The following is a 21694-nucleotide window of genomic DNA, read 5'->3' as shown; positions in this document are numbered from 1 at the left end:
TGCGCCGGGCGCGCGCCCCGGGCAAACTCCGCCCGGCCGGGACGGGGGCACCGGCGGGACGATCACTTCCAGCCGTACGCGTAGGCCGCGACCCACGTGATGTCGAGCTGGGCGCTGCTGCCCGGGGCCGCGCCCGGCCCCTCCAGGGCGCTCTCGTTCTGCAGCACCCACGACAGCGGCCGGTCCGGCACGTTCCGGGTGTCGTGCCCCACCAGCCGTCCGTCCACGAAGAACCGCACATGGCCGGGCGTCCACTCCGTCGACACGGTGTGCCACCGCGTCCAGTCGTCGCTCCCCGGGAAGTAGCCCTGCTCCCCGCCGCCGCAGGGATGGTGGAAGGCGGTGAGGTCGCCCGTCCACTCACCCTCGGGATGGTCCATCTCGCAGCCCCCGCCGTAGTGCAGCCAGGCCGACTTGTATCCCGGGGCGAGCTTCGTCACCTTGATACGGGCGCTGTACTTGCCGTACTTCATCTGCATGACCGCGCGGGGTACCACCGCGGCAGCGTGCACGGGACCCCCGTCGGCGGGCCGCCACATCCGGATGAACATCCGGCCGTCGCCGTTCTCCGCAGGGCCCACGCTCACGGTGTCCTCCGGGTGGTGGACACCGACGACGTCCCGGCCCCGGTCGTTGGCCGTGTCGCGCCAACCCGTCGGGTACGCCCACCAGTTGTCGCGGTACGCGCCGCGCAGGCCCCCGCAGTGGGCGGCGGAGGTGTCGACCCGGTGGTCGCAGTCGCTGAACCCGCCCAGCGGCACCCGGTCGCCGTCGAAGTCCTCCGCCAGGACCTGCCAGAACGGCCCGCAGTCGCCCCGGGGCAGCGCGGTGCCCGCGACACGGCAGGCGTCGGCCGACACCGGTGCTCCCTCGGCACGGGGAATGCCGACGAGCGCCACCAGCGGCAGGAGACACAGGGAGGGCCACAGTGCGCGTCCACGACGTTTCGGTGCCGCGTGCGAACCCATCGGACAGCCCCCTTCGACCCACAGCGGGATGCGTGGCGCGAGGGAGCATCCTCACCGCACGGCCGCTCCGGCGCCACCCCCGCAACGGGGTGGTGTTCGTGCCGTGATGTTCGTGCCTACCGGAGGGTCGTACTCCGTCGGCGAGGTGAATCGGCCGTTTCGGGTACTCGGGGCGCGGAGCCGGACCCGACACGTCCGGGACGACGGACCTGAGGAGGTACGCGATGCGACTGAGGGAACACGTCGTGGTGGTGACGGGAGCGTCCAGCGGGATCGGCAGGGCCACCGCCGAGGCCTTCGCACGCAAGGGCTGCGCCGTGGTGCTGGCCGCCCGCCGCGAGGAGGCGCTGGAGGCGACCGCTCAGGAGTGCGAGAGGCACCGCGGGGCGCGGACACTGGTCGTGCCGACCGACATGACCGATGCCAAGGCGGTCGACGACCTGGCGAGGCGCGCGGTGCGGGAGTTCGGCCGGATCGACGTCTGGGTCAACAACGCCGCCGTCAACGCCTTCGGCCGGTTCGAGGACGTACCGCTGGAGGACTTCCGCCGGGTCCTGGACGTCAATGTGATGGGCTACGTGCACGGGGCGCGGGCGGCTCTGCCGGTGATGCGGGCGCAGGGGCGGGGCACGCTGGTCAACATCTCCTCGATCGTGGGAGCCGTGGCCCAGCCGTACAGCCACCCGTACAGCATGTCCAAACACGCCGTCCAGGGCTTCGGGTCGAGTCTGCGGCAGCAGCTGCGGGTGGAAGGGGCGAAGGGTGTCCGGGTGTGCACGGTGATGCCCGCGACCATCGACACGCCGCACTTCGAGCAGTCGGCCAACTACACCGGGCGCAAGGTGGTCGCGATGCCGCCCGTCTACAGCCCCGAGCGGGTCGCCAAGGCCGTCGTCGACCTGGTCCGTCACCCGCACCGTGAAGTGGTGGTCGGCCCCGCCGGGCGGGCCCTGGTGCGCAGGGCGCGCAAGAACCCGGCCCTGGCGGAGCGGGTGATGGCCCGGCAGACCGACAGGACCCATCTGTCCCACGACGAGGAGGCGCCGGCCACGCATGGAGCGCTGCACGTCCCCGCTCCCGGCGAGGGAGCCGTGCACGGAGGCTGGGGCGGCCGACGCCGCACGGCACTGCGCCGCACGGCCGCCGTCGCGGTGGTGGGCGCGGGCGTGGCCGCCGCGGGACGCAAAATCGGCCGCGAACTGACCACGACCTGACCCGAAGCCCCCGCGAGCCACCGAAGCCCCTGGAGGCCGCCGGGGGCACGGGAGGCGTGGAGGGGCATCGAAGTCGCGGGGGCATCGGCGCCGTTGGAGGCGCGGTGCGGGTGCCCGTGCTCGCCCCGCTCCTGGGAGCGGGGCGGGGACGCGTGGTGCGCCGTGGCCTACCCGGACGCGTGCACCCGTGTCGGGACGCGGACCGACTCCATGACGAAACCGCTGCGCACCCGCGCCGGCATCCGCGTCAGCGGGATCCGCAGGTCCTGGGCGGGCACGTCGTACGTGAGCCGGGCCAGCCGCGGCCCCAGGGCCCGCAGCAGCGCCACGGTGACGTCCTCGCCGGGGCAGCGATGACCGGCGGCGCGGTCGCCGCCGCCCTGCGGCACCAGGTCGTCGCGCTGCGGCGGCCGCTCCAGGAAGCGCTGTGGTTCGAAGGTGTACGGCAGGTCCCACAGCTCGGGGTCGTGGTTCTGCCCGTACAGGTCGAGCAGGACCATCGCGCCCGCCGGGATCGGCTCGCCGCGCCACTCCAGGTCGGTGACGGCCAGCCCGCCGACGAAGGGCGCGAACGGGTAGAAGCGCCGCAGCTCGTGGGCGAACGCCACGGCGTAGTCGGGGTCGTCCTCGGCCAGCCGCTCCCGCACGTCGGGCCGCAGCCGCAGCGCGTGACCGGCGTAGGTGACGAACCAGCACACCGCGACGGTGGGGCGGACGATATTGAGGAGTTCCACCGCGGCCAGGTGCGGGTCGAGCGGCAGACCGTCGGCGTCCAGGTGCCGGACCACCACGTCCAGCGGCGACCCGGCCGGCGCGGTGGCGGCGCCCTCCCGGACGTCCCGCACCAGACCCGCCAGCCAGGCCTCGCTGCGACTGCGGGCCCGGCGGGCCCGCCAGTGCCGGGGCCCCGGGGTGGCGAAGCCGTCGACCATGGCGACCATGTCCCGGGCCGTGTCGACGGCGGCGGCCTCGTCCAGGGGGATCCCGGCCCACCGGCAGACACCCAGCGCGAGCACCCGGCTCGCCTCGTCGAACAGCACGACCGAGCGCCGGCCGGGCCACGACTCCACGGCCGCGTCCCAGGCCTCGGCGACCCGCTCCACCAGGCCCGCGACGGCCTGCGGGCCGGTGAGCAGCGAAAGGAACAGCTCCTTGCGCACGCGATGGGCCGGACCGTCCAGGGTGTGCACGGCTCCGTGGCCGAACAGGGTGCTCAGCACCGGGCCGGGCAACGCGTTCGCCCGTTCCACGTGCCGCTCGTCGTAGAAGAACCGCACGGCCTCCGGGCCCCACAGGGCGACGGTGTGCTGTCCCATCAGGCGGGCGCGGACCAGGGGACCGGTGCTGCGGCGCCGGCGCTCGGGCAGCCAGGTGTACCCCTTGACCAGGGCCGCGAGCGAACTGTCGACCAGGGGAGTGCGAGGACTGGGATTCATGCCGACCCGAGTGCCCGCCCGGCTCGGCCGGTAACGCGGGCGGCGCGGGCACCGCACGGATGGCCGAAGCGCGCCCCGCACGGACGCCCGACGCCACGCGGCGGCGATCACCGCACAGAGGTGTGACACCCCGCGGAACTCGGTACTCCGCACGGAGACACGAACCGGCCGACCGACCCCTCGGAGGCGATCATGAGCGACGAGAACCTGGCGGACGACGCCTACCAGCCCACCGGTGGCAACGAGGAGCAGGAGGACGCCTCCCCGCTGGATCTCCAGGACGCGATCGACGAACGCACGTACGACGACATGCTGGACGAGGGCTATTCGCCGCCGGAGAGGCCGCTGGGCGTCACCAAGAGCGGCACCACGGCCGCCGAGCAGCACGAGGGCGAGTCGCTCGACGACAGACTGCGGCAGGAGGAGCCCGACGTGGAGGTCCCGCTCGGGGACGGCATCGGCGACCTCCCCGGCGGCGAGGGCGAGCCCGTCGACCCGGAGGCCGGATCGGACCGCGCCGGCCGTCTCGTCGCTCCCGACGAGGGCGTCCGGACGGACACCACCAAGGAACTGGTCGCCGAGGACGAGGGCATCGACGGCGGAGCGGCGGGCGCCGAGGAGGCGGCGATGCACGTGGTCCCCGACGACCGGCTGCCGCCGGTGGAACCGCCGGAGGAATGAACGAACGAGGGAACGAAGGAACGAACGAAGGAAGGGGTGAACGCATGCTCGGGTCGGCCCGTGCGCCCCGCCGGAGCCGACCGCCCCGCCCCTCGGGCGCACCGCCTCGCGCGACCGAGGGGCGGTCGGGGCATACCTGGAGCATGAGAGTGTCGGCCGGGCTTCGTGCGGGGGACCGGTGGCTCGCCAAGCGGCTGGCGGCCTGGGACCCCGTGCGCGTGGGCAAGCCGCTGTGGGCGGTGGAGGAGACGGCCGAGAGCGCCAAGCTCTGGTGCGCGGCGGCCACGGTGATGGCCTGATGGGGCGGTGGGCGCGGCCGACGGGCGGCGGCGACGGGCCTGGCGGCGATGACGCTGGCCCAGGTGGGCTCCAACGTGATCGGCAAGCAGGTGATCGACCGGCGCAGGCCGCCGCTCGTGGCCGTCGAGCGGGTGCGGAGCGGGGCCCACTTCCCGAGCGATGTCGCCGCCGGCGCCGTGCTCGCCCTGGCCGCCGCCTGGACCACCCGCCGCCTTCCGCGCCTGCTCCTCCTCGCCGTCCGCCGTCTGCCCTGACCAGGGGGCGCCGGCGGCCCTACTCGGCGATGTGGCGCTGGAGCCAGTCGGCGGCGGTCCGGCGGAAGAGCCTGCGGCTGTCCGCGCGTAGGAAGTCGTGGCCCTCGTCGCGCAGCAGCAGCAGTTCGGCCCGCAGTCCGCGTTCCCGGGCCGCCCGGACGAACTGCTCGGACTCGCCGAGCGGCACATTGGTGTCGTGCTCGCCGTGGACCGTGAGGACGGGGACGCGCAGGGCGTCCACGCGGGTCATCGGGGACAGCGCGTGCAGCAGTTCGCGGTCGTGCTCCGGGTGGCCGTACTTGTGCGCGGCCGACTCCGCGATCCACGGCTCCGTACCGGCGTAGAAGGTCGCGAAGTCGGACATGCCGCAGGCCGCGACGCCGGTGCGGAAGAGGTCCGGGTGCCACACGAGTGAGGCCATCACCAGATAGCCGCCGTAGGAGCGCCCCATGACGGCCAGCCGCCGGGGGTCGGCGAGACCGGCGACGACGACATGGGCCGCGCAGGCGGCCACGTCCTCGATCGCGGCGAACCGGCCCGTGCCGAGGTCGGCGTCGACGAACGAGCGGCCGTGCCCCGACGAGCCGCGCACGTCCGGGGCGAACACGTCGAGCCCCCGGCCCAGCAGCTCGTGGTAGAGCGGGTTGAACACCGGGCGCTCCTGCTCCTCCGGCCCGCCGTGCAGATGGATCACACAGGGCGCGGGCTCACCGGCGCCCCGGTCCGGAGCCCGGTAGTACCAGCCGCTCAGCGGCAGTCCGTCCCGCGCGACCGGCCGCAGCGGCACCGGACGCACCGGCGGCCGGCCGGGCGGGACGGCGTCCTCGTCCCGCGACGACCAAGCGGTCCGCCGCGCGGTGCCGTCGGGGAACCACCACACCCCGGGGCGGCGCTGGGAGCCGGACAGGGCCAGCACCAGTCCCGCACGCCCGCCGACCTGCGGGATACGCGTCACCACCTCGTGCGGCAGCGACACCGTCCGCGACGGCCCGACCCGGGCCTCCCCGGCGGACGTCGGGGACACCGAGGTGACCTCCAGCTCGGTGGCGCCGCGTACGTTCCAGGCCAGGGCGGCGGTGTACCCGTCGTGGCCGAGCGCCAGCAGCTCCAGGCCGCAGTCCGCGCGCTCGGCGGCGACGGTCAGCCCCAGCGAGGCGCCCTCGGCGTCGAGGCGGACCGCGAACAGCGCGGCGAACTCGCGTGCCGCGTCGCTGCGCAGCCACAGCGTCGTACCGTCCGGGGAGAACCGGCCGATCCAGGGGTCGCCGTCGGCGACGTGCAGGGCGAAGACGGTCCGCAGATCGCCGGTCCGTACGACGAGGGCCTCGCGACGGCCGCGCGGTCCCCGGCGCACGAGCGCGAGCCGTCCGTCCCTGCTGAGGTCGCACACGCGCAGGGTCGCGGCGCCGCGTTCCACCGCGACCAGGGTGGGCGCCGCCACGCCCAGGGGGTCGACCAGATAGGCGGCCAGCCCTCCGCCCGACGCCGTCTCCCGGGCCGTCTCGCCGTCCTTCTCCCGGGCGCCGGGCGTCCCCGTGCCGTGGGCCTCGGGGCCTTCCGTCTCCCGGTCGGCCCCGGGGCCGGCGTCGCCGTGGTGCGGGCCGCCCAGCAGCACGGCCCGGCCGTCGCGGGTGGCCCAGCCAGCCGGGCGGGGGGCGGTGTAGGTGTCCGGATCGGCGAGGCCGGGCCCCGTGGGAGCGGCCCCCTCCTCCCCGTCGGCGCCGCCCGGGGTGAGGACCGGTTCGGCGACGGTGACGGCGACGGCCGTACCGTCGTGCTGCCAGCAGCCCAGGTAGGCGGAGCTGCCCGGTTCGGCACCGGCCAGGACGCGCCGTCCGGTGCCGTCGGGCCGTACGCACAGCACCCTGGTGTGCTCGCCGCCGCCGGGGGCCGTGGTGTAGGCGATCCAGCGGCCGTCGGGCGACCAGGCCACCTCCTTGACCGGGTGGGGATCGGAGTCCAGCAGATGCACCTCGTCCCCGCCGACCGGTCCGGTCCACAGCTGCGGCACCCCGCCCCGGTCGCAGATGAACGCGACGTACCGGCCGCTCGGGTCCACCGACGGGTACCAGCAGCCGTGCGACCGCAACGGCTGGGGCGTGTCCAGCGGCGCGGCGGTGTCGGGCAGCGGGACCGGCACCGGGGCCGTGGCGGCCGACGGCGTCGGGACGCCGAGCGTACGGGTGCGGCCGTCGGCCCCGGGGACCGTCGGGGCGGCGGGACCGTGCTCCTCCGGGCGCCACGGCACCCCGTCGACGAGGTCCTCGCCGACGGGGGAGGGGTGGAAGGAGCCGGTGCGGGGGTGCTCCCCGGTCACCTGATTCCGTGCGTTTGCAGCCATATCTCCAGCAAAGCTACCTGCCACAGCTCGTTCGCCCCACGCCTGGCGCGGTGTTCGTCCGGGGCCGCCAGCAGCCGGGCCACGTAGTCGTCCCGGAAGACGCCGCGCGACCTGGCCTCGGGCGCGGACAGCGCCTCACGGACCCTGCCCAGTACGGGGCCCGCCATGTGCTTGACGGCGGGGACCGGGAAGTACCCCTTCGGCCGGTCGACGACCTCGGCGGGCAGGACCCGGCGTCCGGCGGCCTTGAGGATCCCCTTGCCGCCGTCGGCGAGCTTGAGCTCCGGCGGGCAGACGGCGGCCAGCTCCACCAGCTCGTGGTCGAGGAACGGGGTCCGGGCCTCCAGGCCCCAGTCCATGGTCATGTTGTCGACGCGCTTGACCGGATCGTCGACGAGCATCACGTCGGCGTCGAGCCGCAGCGCCGCGTCGAGCGCGGTCTCGGCGCCCGGGCGGGCCATGTGCTCCCGCACGAAGCGATCGGACACGTCGTGGTCGGCCAGGAAGCGTGGTCGCAGCATTCCGGCGAGGTCGGCGTGCGACCGGTCGAAGTACGTCTCGGCGTACGCCTCGGCCGCCCGCTCCCTCGGGGCGGCGGCGATGTCCGGGTACCAGTGGTAGCCGGCGAAGACCTCGTCGGCGCCCTGGCCGCTCTGCACGACCTTCACCTCCTTCGCGACCTGTTCGGCGAGCAGGTGGAAGGCCACCACGTCATGGCTGACCATCGGCTCGCTCATCGCCTCGATCGCCGCGTCCAGGGCCGTCGACACGCGGTCCGAGGGCACCATCAGCTGGTGGTGGTCGGTGCCGAAACGCCGGGCGACCAGGTCCGAGTAGGGGAACTCGTCGCCCTCCTCGCCGCCCTCGGACTCGAAGCCCACGCTGAACGTGGCGAGATCGCGCTGCCCCTCGTCGGCCAGCAGCGCCACGATCAGGCTGGAGTCGAGGCCGCCCGACAGCAGGACGCCCACGGGCACGTCGGCGACCATGCGCCGGCGTACGGCGGTGCGCAGCGCGTCGAGCACCGCGTCCCGCCAGTCGTCCGCGTCCATCCCCGCGTCCTCGGGCCTGCGGGTGTACGACGGCTGCCAGTAGCGGATGTCGCGGTGGCTGCCGTCCGGCTCCACCACCCGCACGGTGGCCGCGGGGAGTTTGCGCACGCCCGCGAGCACGGTGCGCGGTGCGGCGACCGTGGCGTGCCAGCTCAGGTACTGGTGCAGCGCGACCGGGTCGAGCGAGGTGTCGACGCCGCCGCCCGCCAGGAGGGCGGGCAGCGAGGAGGCGAACCGCAGCCGCCCCGGCGCCTGGGCCAGGTACAGCGGTTTGATGCCCAGCCGGTCACGGGCCAGTACCAGGCGTCCGGTGTCCTGTTCGGCGATGGCGAAGGCGAACATGCCGTAGAAGTGGTCGACGCAGGAGGTGCCCCACTGCTGGTAGGCCTTGAGCACCACCTCGGTGTCGGAGCCGGAGAAGAAGCGGTGGCCGAGGCCGCGCAGTTCCTCACGCAACTCCTTGTAGTTGTAGACGCAGCCGTTGAAGACACCGGCGATCCGGCCCCCGGGGTCCGTCATCGGCTGGGCCCCGCACTCGGACAGGTCGATGATCTTCAACCTGCGGTGCCCCAGGGCGACGGCGTTCTGCGACCACAGGCCCCTGCCGTCCGGGCCACGGGGAGCGAGTCGGTCGGTGATGCGCTCGACGGCGGCCAGGTCGGGCCGTCCGCCGTCGAAGCGGATCTCTCCGCTCAGACCGCACATCAGACCGCACCTCCTCGCAGGGGGTCCGCGTCGGCCGGTCCCGGGGGCGAGGCCTCGATCGAGCGGGAGCCGGTGCGTTTCGGGTGCGTCTCCGTCTTGCTGCTGGGCATGCGAGCCACTCCTTGATCACGGTGGCACCGGCACCACGGGCGGAGGACGCTGCCGCGTCGGGCGTTCCGCGCCGTGTCGCGGGGCGCGAGAGCCGGTGCCTGCCCCTCACGCCGCCGCTCGGATGTCAGCCGCCGACGGACTCGACCGAGTACGCCGCCGAGGTCCCGGCGGGGCCGGCCCCACCGGCCGCGGTCACGGGCCGGCGGACGGCTCCGGGGCCGGTGCCCTGCCCGTAATCGCCCCGCGTCTCGGCGACCGCCGCCCGCACGCAGGCGAGCATGCCCTCCTGCTCGGCGACCCCGCGCAGCCGGTGGGCCGCGCTGCCCCGGGCCAGGGCCTCCTCGGTGAGGGTGCGGACGGTGTCCCAGTCGCCGAGGGCCTCCAGGACCGGGCGCAGCCTGCTCACCATGGCCCGCACCACCTCGGGGGCGGGCGCGGCGACGCGGGTGACCGGGTCGACGAGGGTGCCCTCCAGACCCGCCTGGGCGGCCCGCCAGACCGCGGCCCTCAGCCATTCGTGCCTGCCGTCGCAGCCCGCGCCGGGCTGCTCCAGGCCCGCCTTGGCGTCCTCGACGAGGGCCCGGAAGAGGCCCGCTATGAGGACGACCGTCTCGGCGCGCGGGCAGGCGTCGCAGATGCGCAGCTCCAGGGTCCGCTGGTGTTCGCTCGGCCGCAGGTCGTAATAGACCATCCCCGGGTCCTTGATCACGCCGGAGCGGATCAGGTCCTCGACCGCGGCGTCGTAGTCGGCGGCCCCGCCGAAGCAGCCGACGGGCCCGGCGGTGGGCCAGCGCTGCCACAGCATCGTGCGCCAGCTCGCGTAGCCCGTGTCCGCGCCGAGCCAGAACGGCGAGCTGGCGGACAGGGCCAGCAGCGGGGGCAGCCACGGCGAGACACCGCACATGACCCGGACGGCCGTGTCCCGGTCGGGCACGTCGACATGGACCTGCGCGCTGCACACGAGCTGCTCGTCGGCGACCTTCCGGTATTCGTCGACCAGCGCCCGGTAACGGAAATCGGGGGTCGCGTCCCCGGGCGTCACCCGCGCGAACGGTACGGTCCCGGCCGCGACGACGGCCAGGCCGAGCCCGGTGGCCGCGTCGTCCAGCCGGCGCCGTGCCCCGCGCAGATCGTCGTGCAGGGAGTCGAGCGCCGAGTGGACGGGGCTGTTCCATTCCACCGCGGACCGCTGGAGCTCGGCTTTGAACTCGGGTCCGGGGAGTCGGCCGAGAACCGCGCCGGCCCCGGGGACCAGCCGCCCGTTCTCCGCGTCCAGAACATGAAACTCTTCCTCTACGCCTACACGAACGGTCACGGCTTCTCCCTCATCCGTACCGAGATCGCTCTCCGGGCCTGAGCCCGTCGACGACCGCTGCGTGGTGCGAGTTCCCGACAAACGCACAAATAGTCCCATCTCTGCACTTCTGCCGCCAACGCATCACCGTGCGAGCGGTGCCGAGGGGGTCGCGGTGACGGATGTGGCGGGCGGTGTCGAAGGCGGCGGTCGCCGATCGACGTGAGGGTGAAGGCAGAACGAACCAGGACTTCAGGAGTACCCCACCGCGACGGTGACCGTGACTGCGGATTTGGCCATCTCCCTCGACGGTCCGGGGCCCCTCGGGGTGTGACGGGGATCACGCGGAACGGAAAACCCCTCACGCGGACCCCACGTCTAGGGGGTGTGAGATCACTCAGGAAGGCAGCGGGCGAGCCGGACGAGGAGCGCCTCGTCCGGCTCGTGGCCAAGGGCGACCGCGCGGCGTTCGACGAGCTGTACCGGCGCACCGCGCCATGGCTGGCGGTCCGGCTGCGGCGCCGTTGCGCCGACGAGCAGATCGTCGCCGAGGTCATGCAGGAGACGTATCTGGCGGTATGGCGCGCGGCGGGCGCGTTCGCCGGGGCCGCCGTCGGGGGGACCGCCGTCGGCTGGCTGTGGACGATCGCCGCCCGCCGTCTCGTCGACGCGTTCCGGCGCAGGGCCCACCACGCGGAACCCCCGCCCGCGGCCGCCGCGCACCCCGTGGCGCCCGCCGCCGAGGACGAGGCGCTCGCCGCGACCGTCGGCGGCGACGTCGGGGACGCGCTGCGCCGCCTCGCACCCGAACTCAGAGCGGTACTGCAGGCCATGGTGCTCGACGGACTGACCGTCCGGGAGACCTCGGTCCTGCTCGGCGTGCCCGAGGGCACGGTCAAGACCCGGGCCCGACGGGCCCGGACCGAGATGCGGAAGGCCCTGGCATGAGCGTGGAACACGCCTCGACGCGGCTCATCGACGGTTACGCGCGCGGCGACACCGACCTCGCCGCCGACGAGGTGTGGGCCCTGGAGGCCCATCTGGAGGCCTGCCGGAGCTGCCGGGACCGGCTGTCGGCCGCCGTCGCCGTGACCGCGCCCGCCGTGACCGCCCTGGTCGGCACCGTCCGGGCCGACCTCGACCCCCGGCTCGCCGCCACCGCCAGGATGCCCCGCCGCCGACGGCTGTGGGCCCGGCTCGCGACGTGGCTGACGCCCACGACGGTGCCGTGGCTGGCCATGGTCATGAGCGTCACCCTGCTCGCGCTGCTGTTCGACCTCGCCGACCCCGGCACGGGAGACGGCTCCGGCCCCGGCGAGGTGTCACTGGTGCTGCTGCTCTCCCCCGTCCTGCCCGTGCTCGGCGTGGCCGCCTCCTGGTCACGCGGCCTGGACCCGGCCTACGAGTTGACGGCCTCCGTGCCCAGGGCTGGGCTGCCCCTGGTGCTGCGGCGCACCGTGGCCGTGCTCGTCCTGGTCGTGCCCGCGCTGTTCGTGGGCGGATGGGCGACGGGCGTGACGGCCGCCCAGTGGCTGCTGCCCTGCCTGGCGTTCACCTCGACGACCCTCGCGCTCGGCGGTGTCGTCGGCGTGACCCGCGCCGCCCTCGCGCTGGTCGCGGTGTGGGCCGTCGTGGTCGTGGCGCCCGCCCTGGCCACCGGCCGCACCCCCCTCGCCCTCCGGGCGGACGGCCTGCCCGTCTGGGGACTGATCCTCACGCTCGGTATCGGTGTCGTGATCGCCCGCAGGGGCGCGTACTCCGTGCTGGGAGCCCATCGATGACCAACCGGAAGGAACCACACGTGATGTCCGCGCTGACCGCGGCCGACCTCGCGCCGACGCCCTACGCCTGGGAGATCCGGGCCACGGGGCTGAAGGTGAGGGCCGGTCGGAAACGGATGGCCGTCGACGGGCTCGACCTGTCGCTCGGCACCGGCGTGCACGGCCTGCTCGGACCCAACGGGGCCGGCAAGACCACCCTCATCCGGGCGCTGGCCACCGTGCTGCGCCCCGCCGAGGGCACCCTGGAACTGCTCGGCGAGCAGGCCGGAGGTCTCGGCGAACACCGGGCGCTGCGCCGCCGGATCGGCTATCTGCCGCAGGAGTTCGGCTACTACAAACGGTTCACCGTGCGCGAGTTCGTCGAGTACATGGCGTGGCTGAAGGAGGTGCCGAAAGCGGACATCCCCGGTGCGGTGCAGCGGGCGATCGAGCGGGTCGGCCTCGCCGACCGCGCCGACGAGCGGATGAAAACCCTGTCGGGCGGCATGGTGCGACGCGTCGGTATCGCCCAGGCCATCGTCAACGACCCCGCGATCCTGCTCCTCGACGAACCGACGGTCGGCCTCGACCCGGCCCAACGGCTGCGGTTCCGCGAGCTGTTGCAGGAGCTGGGCACGGACACCTGTGTCGTCGTCTCGACCCATCTCGTGGAGGACGTCGCCGCCGCCTGCACCGACGTGGTGCTCTTCGCCGAGGGCCGACTGGTCTTCCAGGGCACCCCGGACGAGCTGGCCGCCGCGGGCGGACCCGACCACGTGGGCGACAGCCCGCTGGAGCGCGGCTACTCGGCGCTGCTGCTCGACCCCCGCCAGGAAAGGGGCACCTGGTGAACGGCCGTGTCCTGCGCATCGAACTGAGGCGTTCCGTCGCCCCCTGGGCCGGCGTGCTGTCCTTCTGCGTCGCCCTGACGCTCCTGTACCTGGTGAGCGGACCGTGGTGGAAGGGCGCCGCGCTGTGGACGAGCCAGTGGACGTCCATGGCCCTGTGGACCCGGTTCCTGCTGGCCGTCCTGTGGCCGCTCGCCCTGGCGCTCGGCGCCCTCCAGGGGCTGCGCGACCACCGGTCGCGCATGTCCGAGCTGCTGACGAGCACCCCGCGGCCCGCACACCACCGCGCGGCCACCACCGCGGGCGCCATGGCCGCCACGGTGACCTCGGCCTTCGCACTCGTCGTGCTCCTGGGCGCGGCCCAGGTGGTCGGCGCCGCCGAGTACACGCACCTCGGCTGGCTGCCGATCTCGCTGGTCGCCCTGCTCGCGCTCGTCGCGGGGGCCCTGCTCGGCATGGGGATCGGACGCCACCTCCCCTCCCCGCTGACCCCGCCCGCGCTGGCCGTGGCCGCCTTCGTCTTCGTCAACCTGCTGCGGATGTCGACGGAGCCCGCGTTGCCGGCGCCGACGTGGGCGTCGAGCCGGATCACGCTGCTCTCACCGGCGGTGGACGAGGTGCGCGACGTGTTCCTGACCCTCTCCGCCCCCGTGCACCTCGGCCAGACGGTGTGGCTCCTCGGTATGGCGGTGACCGGCTTCGCGCTGCTCGCCGCCGCGTCGCCGCGCGCCCGGCTGCTCGCCCTCTCACCGGTCCTGGCGGGCGCGGTGATCGCCCTGCTCGTCCTGCCCGCCGACCCGCGCCGGGTCTATGTCGTCGACGAGGCCGCGGCGGCCCAGGTCTGCGACGGACCGGTGTGCGTGGCGGCCGTGCACCAGGACCGGCTGGCCGGCCTCGCGGGCCCCGGGAAGGAGGCGTTGCGCCTCATGCGGGACGCCCTCGGCGGCGAGGCACCCACGTCCGTCCGGGAGAGCACCGCCCGACGGGGGATCTTCGACCCGCCGGAGCGGTCACGCACGGCCGTGCTCATCGACTTCGGCGACGGCGTCTTCGGTGACGTGCGGGGCGAGCAGTTGACACGCGCCCTCCTCGGGCAGGGCATGGCACCGATCTGCTTCGCCCGCAGCGCCAACGAGAGCGGCACGGTCGGCGAACTCGCCGCGCAGGGCGTCGTCGCGGGCTGGGTCCTCGGGGATCTGCGGCCGTTCCCCGGCGCGCTGCACACGCCGGCCGACCAACTGGCCACGGCCGGCCCGGTGTTCAAGGAACTCAAGGCCCTGCCGTGGTCCGAGCAGATCGCGCGTGTCAAGGCCGCGCGCACCGCCGCGGTCTCCTGCTCGGGCGACCCGCTCGACATCCTGGACGGCGGTACCGCGCGATGAGATGGCTGACCCTGTACGCGCGCTCCCGGCAGGTGCCCGCGTCGCTCGCCGCGGTGGTGATCAGCGCGGTCGGGGTGTGGGCACTGGTCGCCCGGGACGGCGGCGGGGGACCGGTCGATCCGAGGATGCCCGTCTTCGTCCTCGTCGCCGGCGTGACGGCCGCCTCGATCGGGCTCGGTGGGCAGGATCTCGCGCTGGACCGTGCGGCCGCCGTCCACTGGCGGCCCCGCAGGGCGGCACACGTGCTGCTCATCGGCGCGGTCGTCGGCGCCGCGCTCCTCACGGTGGGTGCGGTGACGGACACGGATTTGGCCGCGACCGCCTTCGTCGTCCGGGACAGCGCCGGGCTGGCGGGGCTCGTCGCGCTCGGAGCGGTGGTGTGCGGGGCCGCGTACGCGTGGACCCCGGCGGTCCTCTGGCTGTCGTTCTCCGCCTTCGCCCCGCCCCCGACGAACGTGCCGACGGAGGTCGCGACCTGGATGACGCTGCCGCCCGGTACGCCGGCGGCCACCTGGACGGCCCTGGCCCTCGCGGTCACCGGCACCACGGTGTACGCCCTCGCGGGCCCGAGACGCTGACTCATGTCCAGGTGTCGAGGACTCATATCCAGGTGTCGAGCCACATCCGGGCCCGCCAGTCCGGATACGGGATCGTCAGGCCCGTGTAGATCGGGAAGAAGTAGACGAAGTTCCAGACGATGAGCAGGACGAGGGTGCCGACCGCCACCGCGCCCCGGTTGCGGCGGTCGGCACCCGCGCCCGGCGGACCCAGCAGCGCGCCCAGCGTCATGGCCACGGCCAGACACAGGTACGGCACGAACACGACGGCGTAGAAGGCGAAGGTCGTGCGCTCCTGGTAGAGGAACCAGGGCAGGTAGCCGGCGGCCACCGCGCACAGCACGGCGCCCGCCCGCCAGTCCCGGCGCAGTGCCCACCGGAACAGCAGATACCCGAGGGCGCAGCACGCCGTCCACCACAGCAGCGGCGTCCCCAGGGCGACGATGGCCTGGGAACAGCCGGTCAGCGCGTGGCAGCCCGCCTCACCGGGCTCGGGCGACCGGTACGTGAACAGCACCGGACGGCCGAGGACCAGCCAACTCCACGGGTTCGACTCGTACTTGTGGTACGCCTCCAGCCCCACGTTGAACCGGTAGACGGCGGCCTCGTAGTGCCACAGGCTGCGCAGTGGGGCGGGGATCCACGACCAGACGCCGCCGCGGCCGTCCGCCCAGTGCCGCCCGTAGCCGTCGTCGGACAGGAACCAGCCGGTCCACGTCACCAGGTACGTCACCACGGCGACCGGCGCGAGGGAGAGCACCGACCGGCCGAGGTCCTTGCGCAGCACCGCCCGGTAGGGGTGCCGTGCCCCCGCGACGCGGCGGGCGCCGACGTCCCACAGCAGGGTCAGGACCATGAAGAAGACCAGGAAGTACAGGCCGTTCCACTTGGTCGAGGCGGCGAGGCCCAGACAGACCCCGGCCGCGATCCGCCACGGGCGCCATCCCGTACCGGCACGGTCACCCGTGTCCGCGTCCGGGCGGACATGCCCGTCCGGGGGCACCGGCAGCGCCGCCGCGAGCCGGGCCCGGGCCTGGTCCCGGTCGAGCAGCAGGCAGCCGAACGCCCCCAGCACGAAGAACATCACGATGAGGTCGAGCAGCGCGGTCCGGCTCATCACGTAGTGCATTCCGTCCACCGCCATCAGCGTGCCGGCCAGACAGCCCAGGAACGTGGAACGGAACAGCCGACGTCCGACGCGGCACAGCATCAGCACCGACAGCGTCCCCAGGAGGGCCGTCATGAAGCGCCAGCCGAACGGCTCCAGACCGAACATCCACTCGCCGACGGCGATCACCCACTTGCCCGCCGGCGGGTGCGCGACGAAGGACCCGGGGTCGGAGAGCGGAATCACCTGCGGGTCGGCCAGCACCTGCGGGTCGGCGATCTTGCGGTCCGGCCAGGTGCCCTCGTAGCCGAGGCGCAGCAGCGACCACGCGTCCTTGGCGTAGTACGTCTCGTCGAAGGCGAGTTCGTGCGGCTGCCCGAGGCGCCAGAAGCGGATCGCTCCCGCCAGCATGGCGACGAGCAGCGGCCCCAGCCACCCCATCGCGCTCGCGACCCGGTACGCGGGCTCCGGCCCGAGCCCCATGCGTTCCCAGATCCGGGTCCCCGGCTCCGGGAAGGGCGGCACCAGCCGTTCGCGCGGGTCGCTCCTAGGCCGCCCCGCATACCCGAACGGGCGCAGACGGTCGATCCGTTCGACGGACGCCGTCGTCGGTCGGGGGCCGTGAAGCATCGTGATGACAGAGTCCTTCGGGCGGGTGCGCGGACATGGCCCTGGAGATCGTAATGGGCGCACGCGTTCGATCAGTGCTGGCAGGTGCGGTTCGAGCCGTGTCGTACGGCGACGTCCGTCCGACGGTCAACTGCCCACCGCCGCCCGCGAATCCCGGATGCGGGGTGGCGGCTCCCCGTGGTGGGATGCGGCACGTGAGTGAGACACTGCGGGACCGCATCGAGCGCTACTACGCCACCGTGCCCTCGCTGTTCGCGGAGGTCGAGGAGTTCGGGCCGCTGCGGCTGTTCGTGCGCGTGGAGCCGGGCGCCCCGTACTACGGCGGGCCCGGGCACGCTCAGCCCATCACGGGGCGGGCCGCGGCGATCGGTGCCGCCGACATCGCCCGGGTTCGGGCCCGGCAGCGTGAACTCGGTGTCCCGGAAGCGTTCGAGTGGCTGGCCGAGTCGGCGCCGGCGCTGCGGGCCGGCATCGAGGGCTCCGGACTTCCGGTGCTGGAACGCCCGTTGATGGCGCTCGGTCCGCACCACCGCGTCGACCCGCAGCCGGTGCCGGACGGGGTGACCGTCCGGGCCCTGACGGCCGACGACCCCGCGTTGCCCGCCGCCCTGGCCCTGCCGCGGCTGGCCTTCGCCGACGAGGGCACCGCCGTGGGCGCGGCGGGCCGTGCCCGGTTGGCGGCGGTGGCCGGGGAACTGCTCACGGACGGCACCGTGGAGACGGTCCGCCCCGTGCTCCGCGCCGGGCACAAGGTGCTGGTCGCCGCCGTCGCCGCGGACGGTACGCCGCTGGCCGTCGGCCACTACCACCCGATGGACGGCACCACCGAGATCGGCGGCATCGGCACACTGCCCGCCGCCCGCCGGCAGGGCCTGGCCGCGGCCGTCACGACGGCCCTGGTCGCCCATGCCCGCGACCACGGGGTGCACACCGTCTTCCTCGCCTACGCGCAGGACACCGTGGCCCGCCTCTACTCCCGCCTGGGCTTCCGCCCCGCCGACTGCACCCTCCTGATCGCCGACCAGCCCGCCCGGTCGTAACCGCCGCGCGACGGTCCGGTGCCGGGGCCGGTCGCCGGGGCGGCCCACTCGCGGCTGCGACTGGTGGCCCGCCACTGAGCTCGGAGAACGCCCTCGGGGACCTTCACGGGAGGGTCGCGTGGCTGGGCCGTTCGCGGGTACTCGGGGTCGCGCCGAGGGCCTGACGAGGCCCGCGGGTACGGATGGCGGAAGCGTCATACGAGGAGAGGACGGGAGACATGGGACACGGTGGAGACGTCATCGACGAACTGACCACGGACCACGGTGAAGTCGAGGAGATGTTCGGCCGGATCGAGGCACTGCCCTCCGGGGACCCCCAGCGCAAGCAGCACATGGACCAGGTCACCATCGAGCTGGTGCGTCACTCGGTCGCCGAGGAGGCCTACCTCTACCCGGCGGTCCGCGAGCACCTCCCGGACGGCGACGCGATCGCCGACCGTGAGCTGGAGGACCACGCCGAGGCCGAGCGCACCATGAAGGCGCTGGAGCGGTGCGAGGCCGACGACCCCGACTTCGACCTCCTGGCCACCCAGCTGATGAGCGAGATCAGGTCGCACATCCGGGACGAGGAGAACAATCTCTTCCCCCGGCTGCGCGCGGCCTGCTCGGCGGACGCCCTGAACACTCTCGGCGACAAGGTCCGCACGGCCAAGAAGACGGCCCCGACCCGGCCGCACCCGGCGGCCCCGGACACCCCGCCGGCCAACAAGCTGCTCGCCCCCGGGATGGGCCTGGTCGACCGCATGCGCGACGCGCTGAGCGGCCGGGGCAAGGACGACTGAACTGACACGGACGACCGACGCGGGAACGACGGCGGCGGCCGGTGGAACCAGGTGAATCCGGTTCCACCGGCCGCCGCCGTCGTTCCCGCCCTGCCTCGCGTTGCCTCGCGTCACCCCTCGTGGCCCGACGTCCGACTTCTACGTGAGTCGTCGGGCGTCCGTCAGTCGTCACCCCTGACGATGTGCGAGTCCGGCCCGGACCTCGCCGCACGCGTGCCGTCCCGGTCCGTCAGGGCGGGCAGGCACAGGCGCACGCCCTTCCCGCGCCGGCGCCGGGCCTCGGCCCAGCCGCTCTCGCGGACGACGAGCTTTTCGACGGTGTGCGTGCTCACGGCGTCTCATCTTCTTTCCGGACCGAATACGAACCGCTTCTTGCTGTGCGCCCACGGGTGCCCGGTGACACGGCGGCCAAACGGCCCTCAGGGCAGCGGGGTGCCGCCGGTGGCGTTGAGGATCTCCGCCGTGACGAAGCTCGCCCGGTCGGAGGCGAGGAACACGTACGCCGGTGCCATCTCGGCGGGCTGGGCGGGCCGGCCCAGCGGCGCCTGCTTGCCGAACTCCTGTGTGTCCGGGAGCGTCGCCGGGATCAGCGGCGTCCACACGGGCCCCGGCGCCACCGCGTTCACCCGGATGCCGTCCGCCGCGACCATCTGCGCCAGCCCCTGGGTGAACGTCACGATCGCGCCCTTGGTCATGGCGTAGTCGAGCAGATGCGGACTCGGCTTGTACGCCTGCACGGACGTGGTGTTGATGATCGAACCGCCCGCCGGGATGTGCGGCAGGGCCGCCCGGCACAGCCAGAACATGCCGTAGAGGTTGGTCCGCACGACCCGGTCGAACTGCTCGGTGGTGATGGCGCCGATACCGTCGGGCTGTGCCATCTGGTACGCGGCGTTGTTGATCAGCACGTCGATCCGGCCGAACTCGGCGACGGCCCGCTCGACCAGACCGCGGCACTGCTCCTCGTCGCGTATGTCGCAGGGGACGGCGATCGCCTTCCGTCCGGCTTCCTCGACGAGCCGTACCGTCTCGCGGGCGTCCTCGGCCTCCTCCGGCAGATGGGTGAAGAGGACGTCCGCGCCCTCCCGGGCGTAGGCCAGGGCCACCGCCCGGCCGATCCCGGAGTCACCGCCGGTCAGGACCGTTTTACGGTCCCTGAGCAGTCCGCTGCCCCGGTAGGACTCCTCGCCGTGGTCGGGCGGCGGGTCCATCGGCCCGGTCCAGCCGGGATGGTCCTGGTCCTGCTGCGGGAGGTCCGGCCGTGGGTGCCGCTCGACCGGGTTCCGCACGTCGTCGTTCATGGGTACGGCCCTTCGTCGGGTGGGTGGGCGGAGGACGGTCGCCCCCGCGTGACCCGTGCCGGGTACCCGCGCCGACCTGGTCGACGCCGCGCGGACGCCGGCGCCGGTCGCGCCCGGACCGCGGTGCGCGAGTGGTCGGGGTTCCGGGGTGTGGGGAGCCGAGGCGGGGGGACTTGGTGGATAGGCCGAGTTTCGGCGGCGCTCCCCTGGGGGCCGGCCCGGCCAGGCTTCTCTGGTTCTGACAGCGTGCCGGAGGAGCCGTCCCCCTCGACGGGCTCCGACGTCAGAGGCCGCCCTGTTCGCAGACCCGGCGGGCGACCTCACGGAGCTTGATGTTGTGCTCCTGCGAGAAGCGGCGCAGGACGTCGAACGCCTGGTCCTCGGTCAGGTGGTGGCTGCCCATGAGGATGCCCATGGCCTCGCCGATCACATGCCGGGTGGCGACGGCCTGCTCCAGTTGGGCATGGGTACGCGCGCTGGAGAACGCGACCGCCGCGTGCGAGGCCAGCAGCCAGCCGGCCAACTCGCTGACCTCGGTGAACGCGCCCGGCTTGCGGGAGTAGAGATTCAGGGCGCCGAGGTCCTCGTCCTCGGTGAACAGCAGGAAGCCCATCATGCTGCCCACACCGAGACGGCGGGCCTCCGGGGCGTAGACGGGCCAGCGCGGCTGCTCCGCGGAGAAATCGGAGATACGGAAGACCCGGTCACCCTCCGAATCACGGGCGGCGTCGAAGCAGGGGCCCTCCCGCAGCCGCTCCTGGAGCCGGTCGCTCTCGACGACCAGCTGGTCCGTGGGGGCGAGCGTCTCCACCGTCGTGCCGCGCAGCACGAGGATGCCGGCCGCGTCACAGCCCTCCACCAGTTCGATCGCCGAGGTCGAGATCCGCCGCAGTGTGGCGTCGACCGAAGGCTGGGCCAGCAGGTCGCGCGCCATCGCCGCCATCTGCTGGGCGAACCGATCCCAGTCCACACCGTCCTCCGTTCACCCCGGCCCGGAAAGCACTCGTACCCAGCCTCGCACGCGAGCCCCGTGCGGAGGCGGTTACGACAGCCGCCTCAGCCGTCTTCCCGGGGGCGGGGCGCGGTACGCCACCGTCGTCACGGCGTGCGCGAGGTCACCGGGTGTCGACGATGCCGCCGGTCACGGCGATGACCTCGCCGACGGTGTAGCTGGAGTCGGCGTCGGAGGCCAGATAGACGTACGTCGGCGCGATCTCCTCCGGCTGTGCCGCGCGGCCGAGGGGCGCCTCGCTGCCGATCCGGGCCAGACCCTCGGGCGGCATGTGCTGGTCCGCCTCGTTGAGCGGGGTCCAGGTCGGGCCCGGGGCCACCACGTTGGCGCGGACGCCGCGCTTGGCCAGATGCGGGGCGATCGACTTGCTGAGCGTGATCAGCGCGGCCTTGGGCGCCGCGTAGTCGATCATCGTGGTGCTGCCCTTGAGCGCCTCCTCGGTGGCCGTGGCGATGACGGCGTCCCCCGGGCCGAGATGGGGCAGGGCGGCCATGACGAGGTGGAAGTAGGCGTAGATGTTGGTCTTGAACGTCCGGTCGAAGTCCTCGGCGGTCAGCTGCTCCAGTTCGAGCTTGCTGTTGAGGTAGGCGGCGTTGCTCACGAGGACGTTCAGCCCGCCGAGCTCCTCCACGGTCCGCTCCACGGCCTCCCGGCAGAACTCCGCGTCCTTGAGGTCGCCCGGCAGCAGCAGGCAGCGCCGGCCCTGCTCCTCGACCTCCCGCCGTACCTGTTCCGCGTCCACGCGCTCGTCCGGCAGATGGACGACGGCACGTCGGCGCCCTCCCTGGCGTAGAGCAGCGCCACCGCCCGTCCGATACCCGAGTCGCCGCCGGTGATCAGGGCGACCTTGTCCTCGAGTTTTCCGGCGGCGCGGTACCGGTCCGCCCGGTAGCGCGGCGCGGTGCGCATGTCGGCCTC

21 protein-coding genes are annotated in these 21694 nt (G+C 73.7%); 11 read left to right on the top strand and 10 right to left on the bottom strand.

Annotated features, from left to right (window positions below; genetic code table 11):
- Positions 1–62 precede the first annotated feature (62 nt).
- A complete protein-coding gene (locus tag L3078_RS06110) occupies positions 63–860 on the bottom strand; it encodes a glycoside hydrolase family 16 protein (RefSeq protein ID WP_239751613.1) in 798 nt (265 codons plus the stop codon).
- Positions 861–1192: 332 nt separating this feature from the next.
- On the opposite strand from L3078_RS06110, the gene L3078_RS06105 reads away from it, so the two are divergent.
- Entirely contained in the window at positions 1193–2182 is a 990-nt protein-coding gene (locus L3078_RS06105; RefSeq protein WP_239751611.1) for an SDR family oxidoreductase, read from the top strand.
- Between the two features lie 167 nt (positions 2183–2349).
- Here the strand turns inward: L3078_RS06105 and L3078_RS06100 are convergent, their stop codons facing one another.
- Positions 2350–3618: a cytochrome P450 gene (locus tag L3078_RS06100; RefSeq protein ID WP_239751608.1), complete on the bottom strand. Its 1269-nt coding sequence runs from the start codon at positions 3616–3618 to the stop codon at positions 2350–2352.
- 192 nt (positions 3619–3810) lie between these two features.
- On the opposite strand from L3078_RS06100, the gene L3078_RS06095 reads away from it, so the two are divergent.
- The 3 genes from L3078_RS06095 to L3078_RS06085 all read left to right on the top strand — a co-directional run bounded on the left by L3078_RS06095 (position 3811) and on the right by L3078_RS06085 (position 4853).
- Positions 3811–4299: a DUF5709 domain-containing protein gene (locus tag L3078_RS06095; protein WP_239751606.1), complete on the top strand. Its 489-nt coding sequence runs from the start codon at positions 3811–3813 to the stop codon at positions 4297–4299.
- Positions 4300–4442: 143 nt separating this feature from the next.
- Complete coding sequence (locus L3078_RS06090) at positions 4443–4598, top strand: hypothetical protein (protein ID WP_239751603.1); 156 nt, start codon at positions 4443–4445, stop codon at positions 4596–4598.
- A gap of 48 nt (positions 4599–4646) precedes the next feature.
- A complete protein-coding gene (locus L3078_RS06085) occupies positions 4647–4853 on the top strand; it encodes a phosphatase PAP2 family protein (protein ID WP_239751600.1) in 207 nt (68 codons plus the stop codon).
- A 19-nt stretch (positions 4854–4872) separates the two neighbouring features.
- Here L3078_RS06085 and L3078_RS06080 read toward each other — a convergent pair whose 3' ends face one another.
- From L3078_RS06080 to L3078_RS06070, 3 genes are all read right to left on the bottom strand, one after another.
- Positions 4873–7194 (bottom strand): prolyl oligopeptidase family serine peptidase, encoded by a 2322-nt coding sequence (locus L3078_RS06080; protein ID WP_239751598.1) that lies wholly within the window; start codon positions 7192–7194, stop codon positions 4873–4875.
- Positions 7167–8951 (bottom strand): N-acetylglutaminylglutamine amidotransferase, encoded by a 1785-nt coding sequence (locus tag L3078_RS06075; protein WP_239751596.1) that lies wholly within the window; start codon positions 8949–8951, stop codon positions 7167–7169. The genes L3078_RS06080 and L3078_RS06075 overlap by 28 nt, the downstream gene beginning before the upstream one ends.
- Positions 8952–9186: 235 nt before the next feature.
- Positions 9187–10377 carry a carboxylate-amine ligase gene (locus tag L3078_RS06070; protein WP_239751594.1) on the bottom strand — a complete coding sequence of 397 codons (1191 nt, stop codon included), beginning with the start codon at positions 10375–10377 and terminating at the stop codon, positions 9187–9189.
- A gap of 366 nt (positions 10378–10743) precedes the next feature.
- On the opposite strand from L3078_RS06070, the gene L3078_RS06065 reads away from it, so the two are divergent.
- Genes L3078_RS06065 through L3078_RS06045 form a run of 5 tightly spaced genes read left to right on the top strand, consistent with a single transcriptional unit; the run spans position 10744 to position 14924 of the window.
- Positions 10744–11304, top strand: a complete 561-nt coding sequence (locus L3078_RS06065; RefSeq protein ID WP_239751592.1) for an RNA polymerase sigma factor — start codon at positions 10744–10746, stop codon at positions 11302–11304.
- On the top strand, positions 11301–12137 hold the full coding sequence (locus L3078_RS06060) for a zf-HC2 domain-containing protein (protein ID WP_239751589.1): 837 nt from the start codon (positions 11301–11303) through the stop codon (positions 12135–12137). Before L3078_RS06065 ends, L3078_RS06060 begins: the two co-directional genes overlap by 4 nt.
- Complete coding sequence (locus L3078_RS06055; protein ID WP_239751587.1) at positions 12134–12967, top strand: ABC transporter ATP-binding protein; 834 nt, start codon at positions 12134–12136, stop codon at positions 12965–12967. The genes L3078_RS06060 and L3078_RS06055 overlap by 4 nt, the downstream gene beginning before the upstream one ends.
- The gene (locus tag L3078_RS06050) at positions 12964–14346 is read left to right on the top strand and encodes a hypothetical protein (protein WP_239751585.1); all 1383 of its coding nucleotides are present in this window, start codon (positions 12964–12966) and stop codon (positions 14344–14346) included. The genes L3078_RS06055 and L3078_RS06050 overlap by 4 nt, the downstream gene beginning before the upstream one ends.
- Positions 14343–14924, top strand: coding sequence for a hypothetical protein (locus tag L3078_RS06045; protein WP_239751583.1), 582 nt, complete (start codon positions 14343–14345; stop codon positions 14922–14924). The genes L3078_RS06050 and L3078_RS06045 overlap by 4 nt, the downstream gene beginning before the upstream one ends.
- Positions 14925–14946: 22 nt before the next feature.
- On the opposite strand, the gene L3078_RS06040 is transcribed toward L3078_RS06045, so the two are convergent.
- On the bottom strand, positions 14947–16641 hold the full coding sequence (locus L3078_RS06040; RefSeq protein ID WP_239751581.1) for a dolichyl-phosphate-mannose--protein mannosyltransferase: 1695 nt from the start codon (positions 16639–16641) through the stop codon (positions 14947–14949).
- Between the two features lie 185 nt (positions 16642–16826).
- Here L3078_RS06040 and L3078_RS06035 point away from each other — a divergent pair, with 185 nt between their 5' ends.
- Both L3078_RS06035 and L3078_RS06030 read left to right on the top strand, forming a co-directional pair.
- Complete coding sequence (locus tag L3078_RS06035; protein ID WP_239751579.1) at positions 16827–17681, top strand: GNAT family N-acetyltransferase; 855 nt, start codon at positions 16827–16829, stop codon at positions 17679–17681.
- Positions 17682–17899: 218 nt separating this feature from the next.
- Positions 17900–18463: a hemerythrin domain-containing protein gene (locus tag L3078_RS06030; RefSeq protein WP_239751577.1), complete on the top strand. Its 564-nt coding sequence runs from the start codon at positions 17900–17902 to the stop codon at positions 18461–18463.
- A gap of 161 nt (positions 18464–18624) precedes the next feature.
- On the opposite strand, the gene L3078_RS06025 is transcribed toward L3078_RS06030, so the two are convergent.
- The 4 genes from L3078_RS06025 to L3078_RS06010 all read right to left on the bottom strand — a co-directional run bounded on the left by L3078_RS06025 (position 18625) and on the right by L3078_RS06010 (position 21518).
- A complete protein-coding gene (locus L3078_RS06025; RefSeq protein ID WP_239751575.1) occupies positions 18625–18795 on the bottom strand; it encodes a hypothetical protein in 171 nt (56 codons plus the stop codon).
- Positions 18796–18882: 87 nt separating this feature from the next.
- Entirely contained in the window at positions 18883–19764 is an 882-nt protein-coding gene (locus tag L3078_RS06020; protein WP_239751573.1) for an SDR family oxidoreductase, read from the bottom strand.
- Between the two features lie 283 nt (positions 19765–20047).
- Entirely contained in the window at positions 20048–20707 is a 660-nt protein-coding gene (locus L3078_RS06015; protein WP_420864161.1) for an ANTAR domain-containing protein, read from the bottom strand.
- A gap of 172 nt (positions 20708–20879) precedes the next feature.
- A complete protein-coding gene (locus tag L3078_RS06010) occupies positions 20880–21518 on the bottom strand; it encodes an SDR family oxidoreductase (protein WP_239751565.1) in 639 nt (212 codons plus the stop codon).
- Between the last annotated feature and the right edge of the window lie 176 nt (positions 21519–21694).

The organism is Streptomyces deccanensis (assembly GCF_022385335.1).
Lineage (GTDB): Bacteria > Actinomycetota > Actinomycetes > Streptomycetales > Streptomycetaceae > Streptomyces > Streptomyces deccanensis.
The sequence above is the reverse complement of the archived record's forward strand: the minus strand, read 5'-3'. Positions and strand labels throughout refer to the sequence as shown.

Coding starts and splice junctions, on each gene's coding strand:
- L3078_RS06040 (WP_239751581.1), bottom strand. CDS start 16,641: ATGCTTCACGGCCCCCGACCGACGACGGCGTCCGTCGAACGGATCGAC.
- L3078_RS06060 (WP_239751589.1), top strand. CDS start 11,301: ATGAGCGTGGAACACGCCTCGACGCGGCTCATCGACGGTTACGCGCGC.
- L3078_RS06080 (WP_239751598.1), bottom strand. CDS start 7,194: ATGGCTGCAAACGCACGGAATCAGGTGACCGGGGAGCACCCCCGCACC.
- L3078_RS06085 (WP_239751600.1), top strand. CDS start 4,647: ATGACGCTGGCCCAGGTGGGCTCCAACGTGATCGGCAAGCAGGTGATC.
- L3078_RS06015 (WP_420864161.1), bottom strand. CDS start 20,707: ATGGCGGCGATGGCGCGCGACCTGCTGGCCCAGCCTTCGGTCGACGCC.
- L3078_RS06105 (WP_239751611.1), top strand. CDS start 1,193: ATGCGACTGAGGGAACACGTCGTGGTGGTGACGGGAGCGTCCAGCGGG.
- L3078_RS06075 (WP_239751596.1), bottom strand. CDS start 8,951: ATGTGCGGTCTGAGCGGAGAGATCCGCTTCGACGGCGGACGGCCCGAC.
- L3078_RS06045 (WP_239751583.1), top strand. CDS start 14,343: ATGAGATGGCTGACCCTGTACGCGCGCTCCCGGCAGGTGCCCGCGTCG.
- L3078_RS06055 (WP_239751587.1), top strand. CDS start 12,134: ATGACCAACCGGAAGGAACCACACGTGATGTCCGCGCTGACCGCGGCC.
- L3078_RS06090 (WP_239751603.1), top strand. CDS start 4,443: ATGAGAGTGTCGGCCGGGCTTCGTGCGGGGGACCGGTGGCTCGCCAAG.
- L3078_RS06035 (WP_239751579.1), top strand. CDS start 16,827: ATGCGGCACGTGAGTGAGACACTGCGGGACCGCATCGAGCGCTACTAC.
- L3078_RS06095 (WP_239751606.1), top strand. CDS start 3,811: ATGAGCGACGAGAACCTGGCGGACGACGCCTACCAGCCCACCGGTGGC.
- L3078_RS06100 (WP_239751608.1), bottom strand. CDS start 3,618: ATGAATCCCAGTCCTCGCACTCCCCTGGTCGACAGTTCGCTCGCGGCC.
- L3078_RS06020 (WP_239751573.1), bottom strand. CDS start 19,764: ATGAACGACGACGTGCGGAACCCGGTCGAGCGGCACCCACGGCCGGAC.
- L3078_RS06030 (WP_239751577.1), top strand. CDS start 17,900: ATGGGACACGGTGGAGACGTCATCGACGAACTGACCACGGACCACGGT.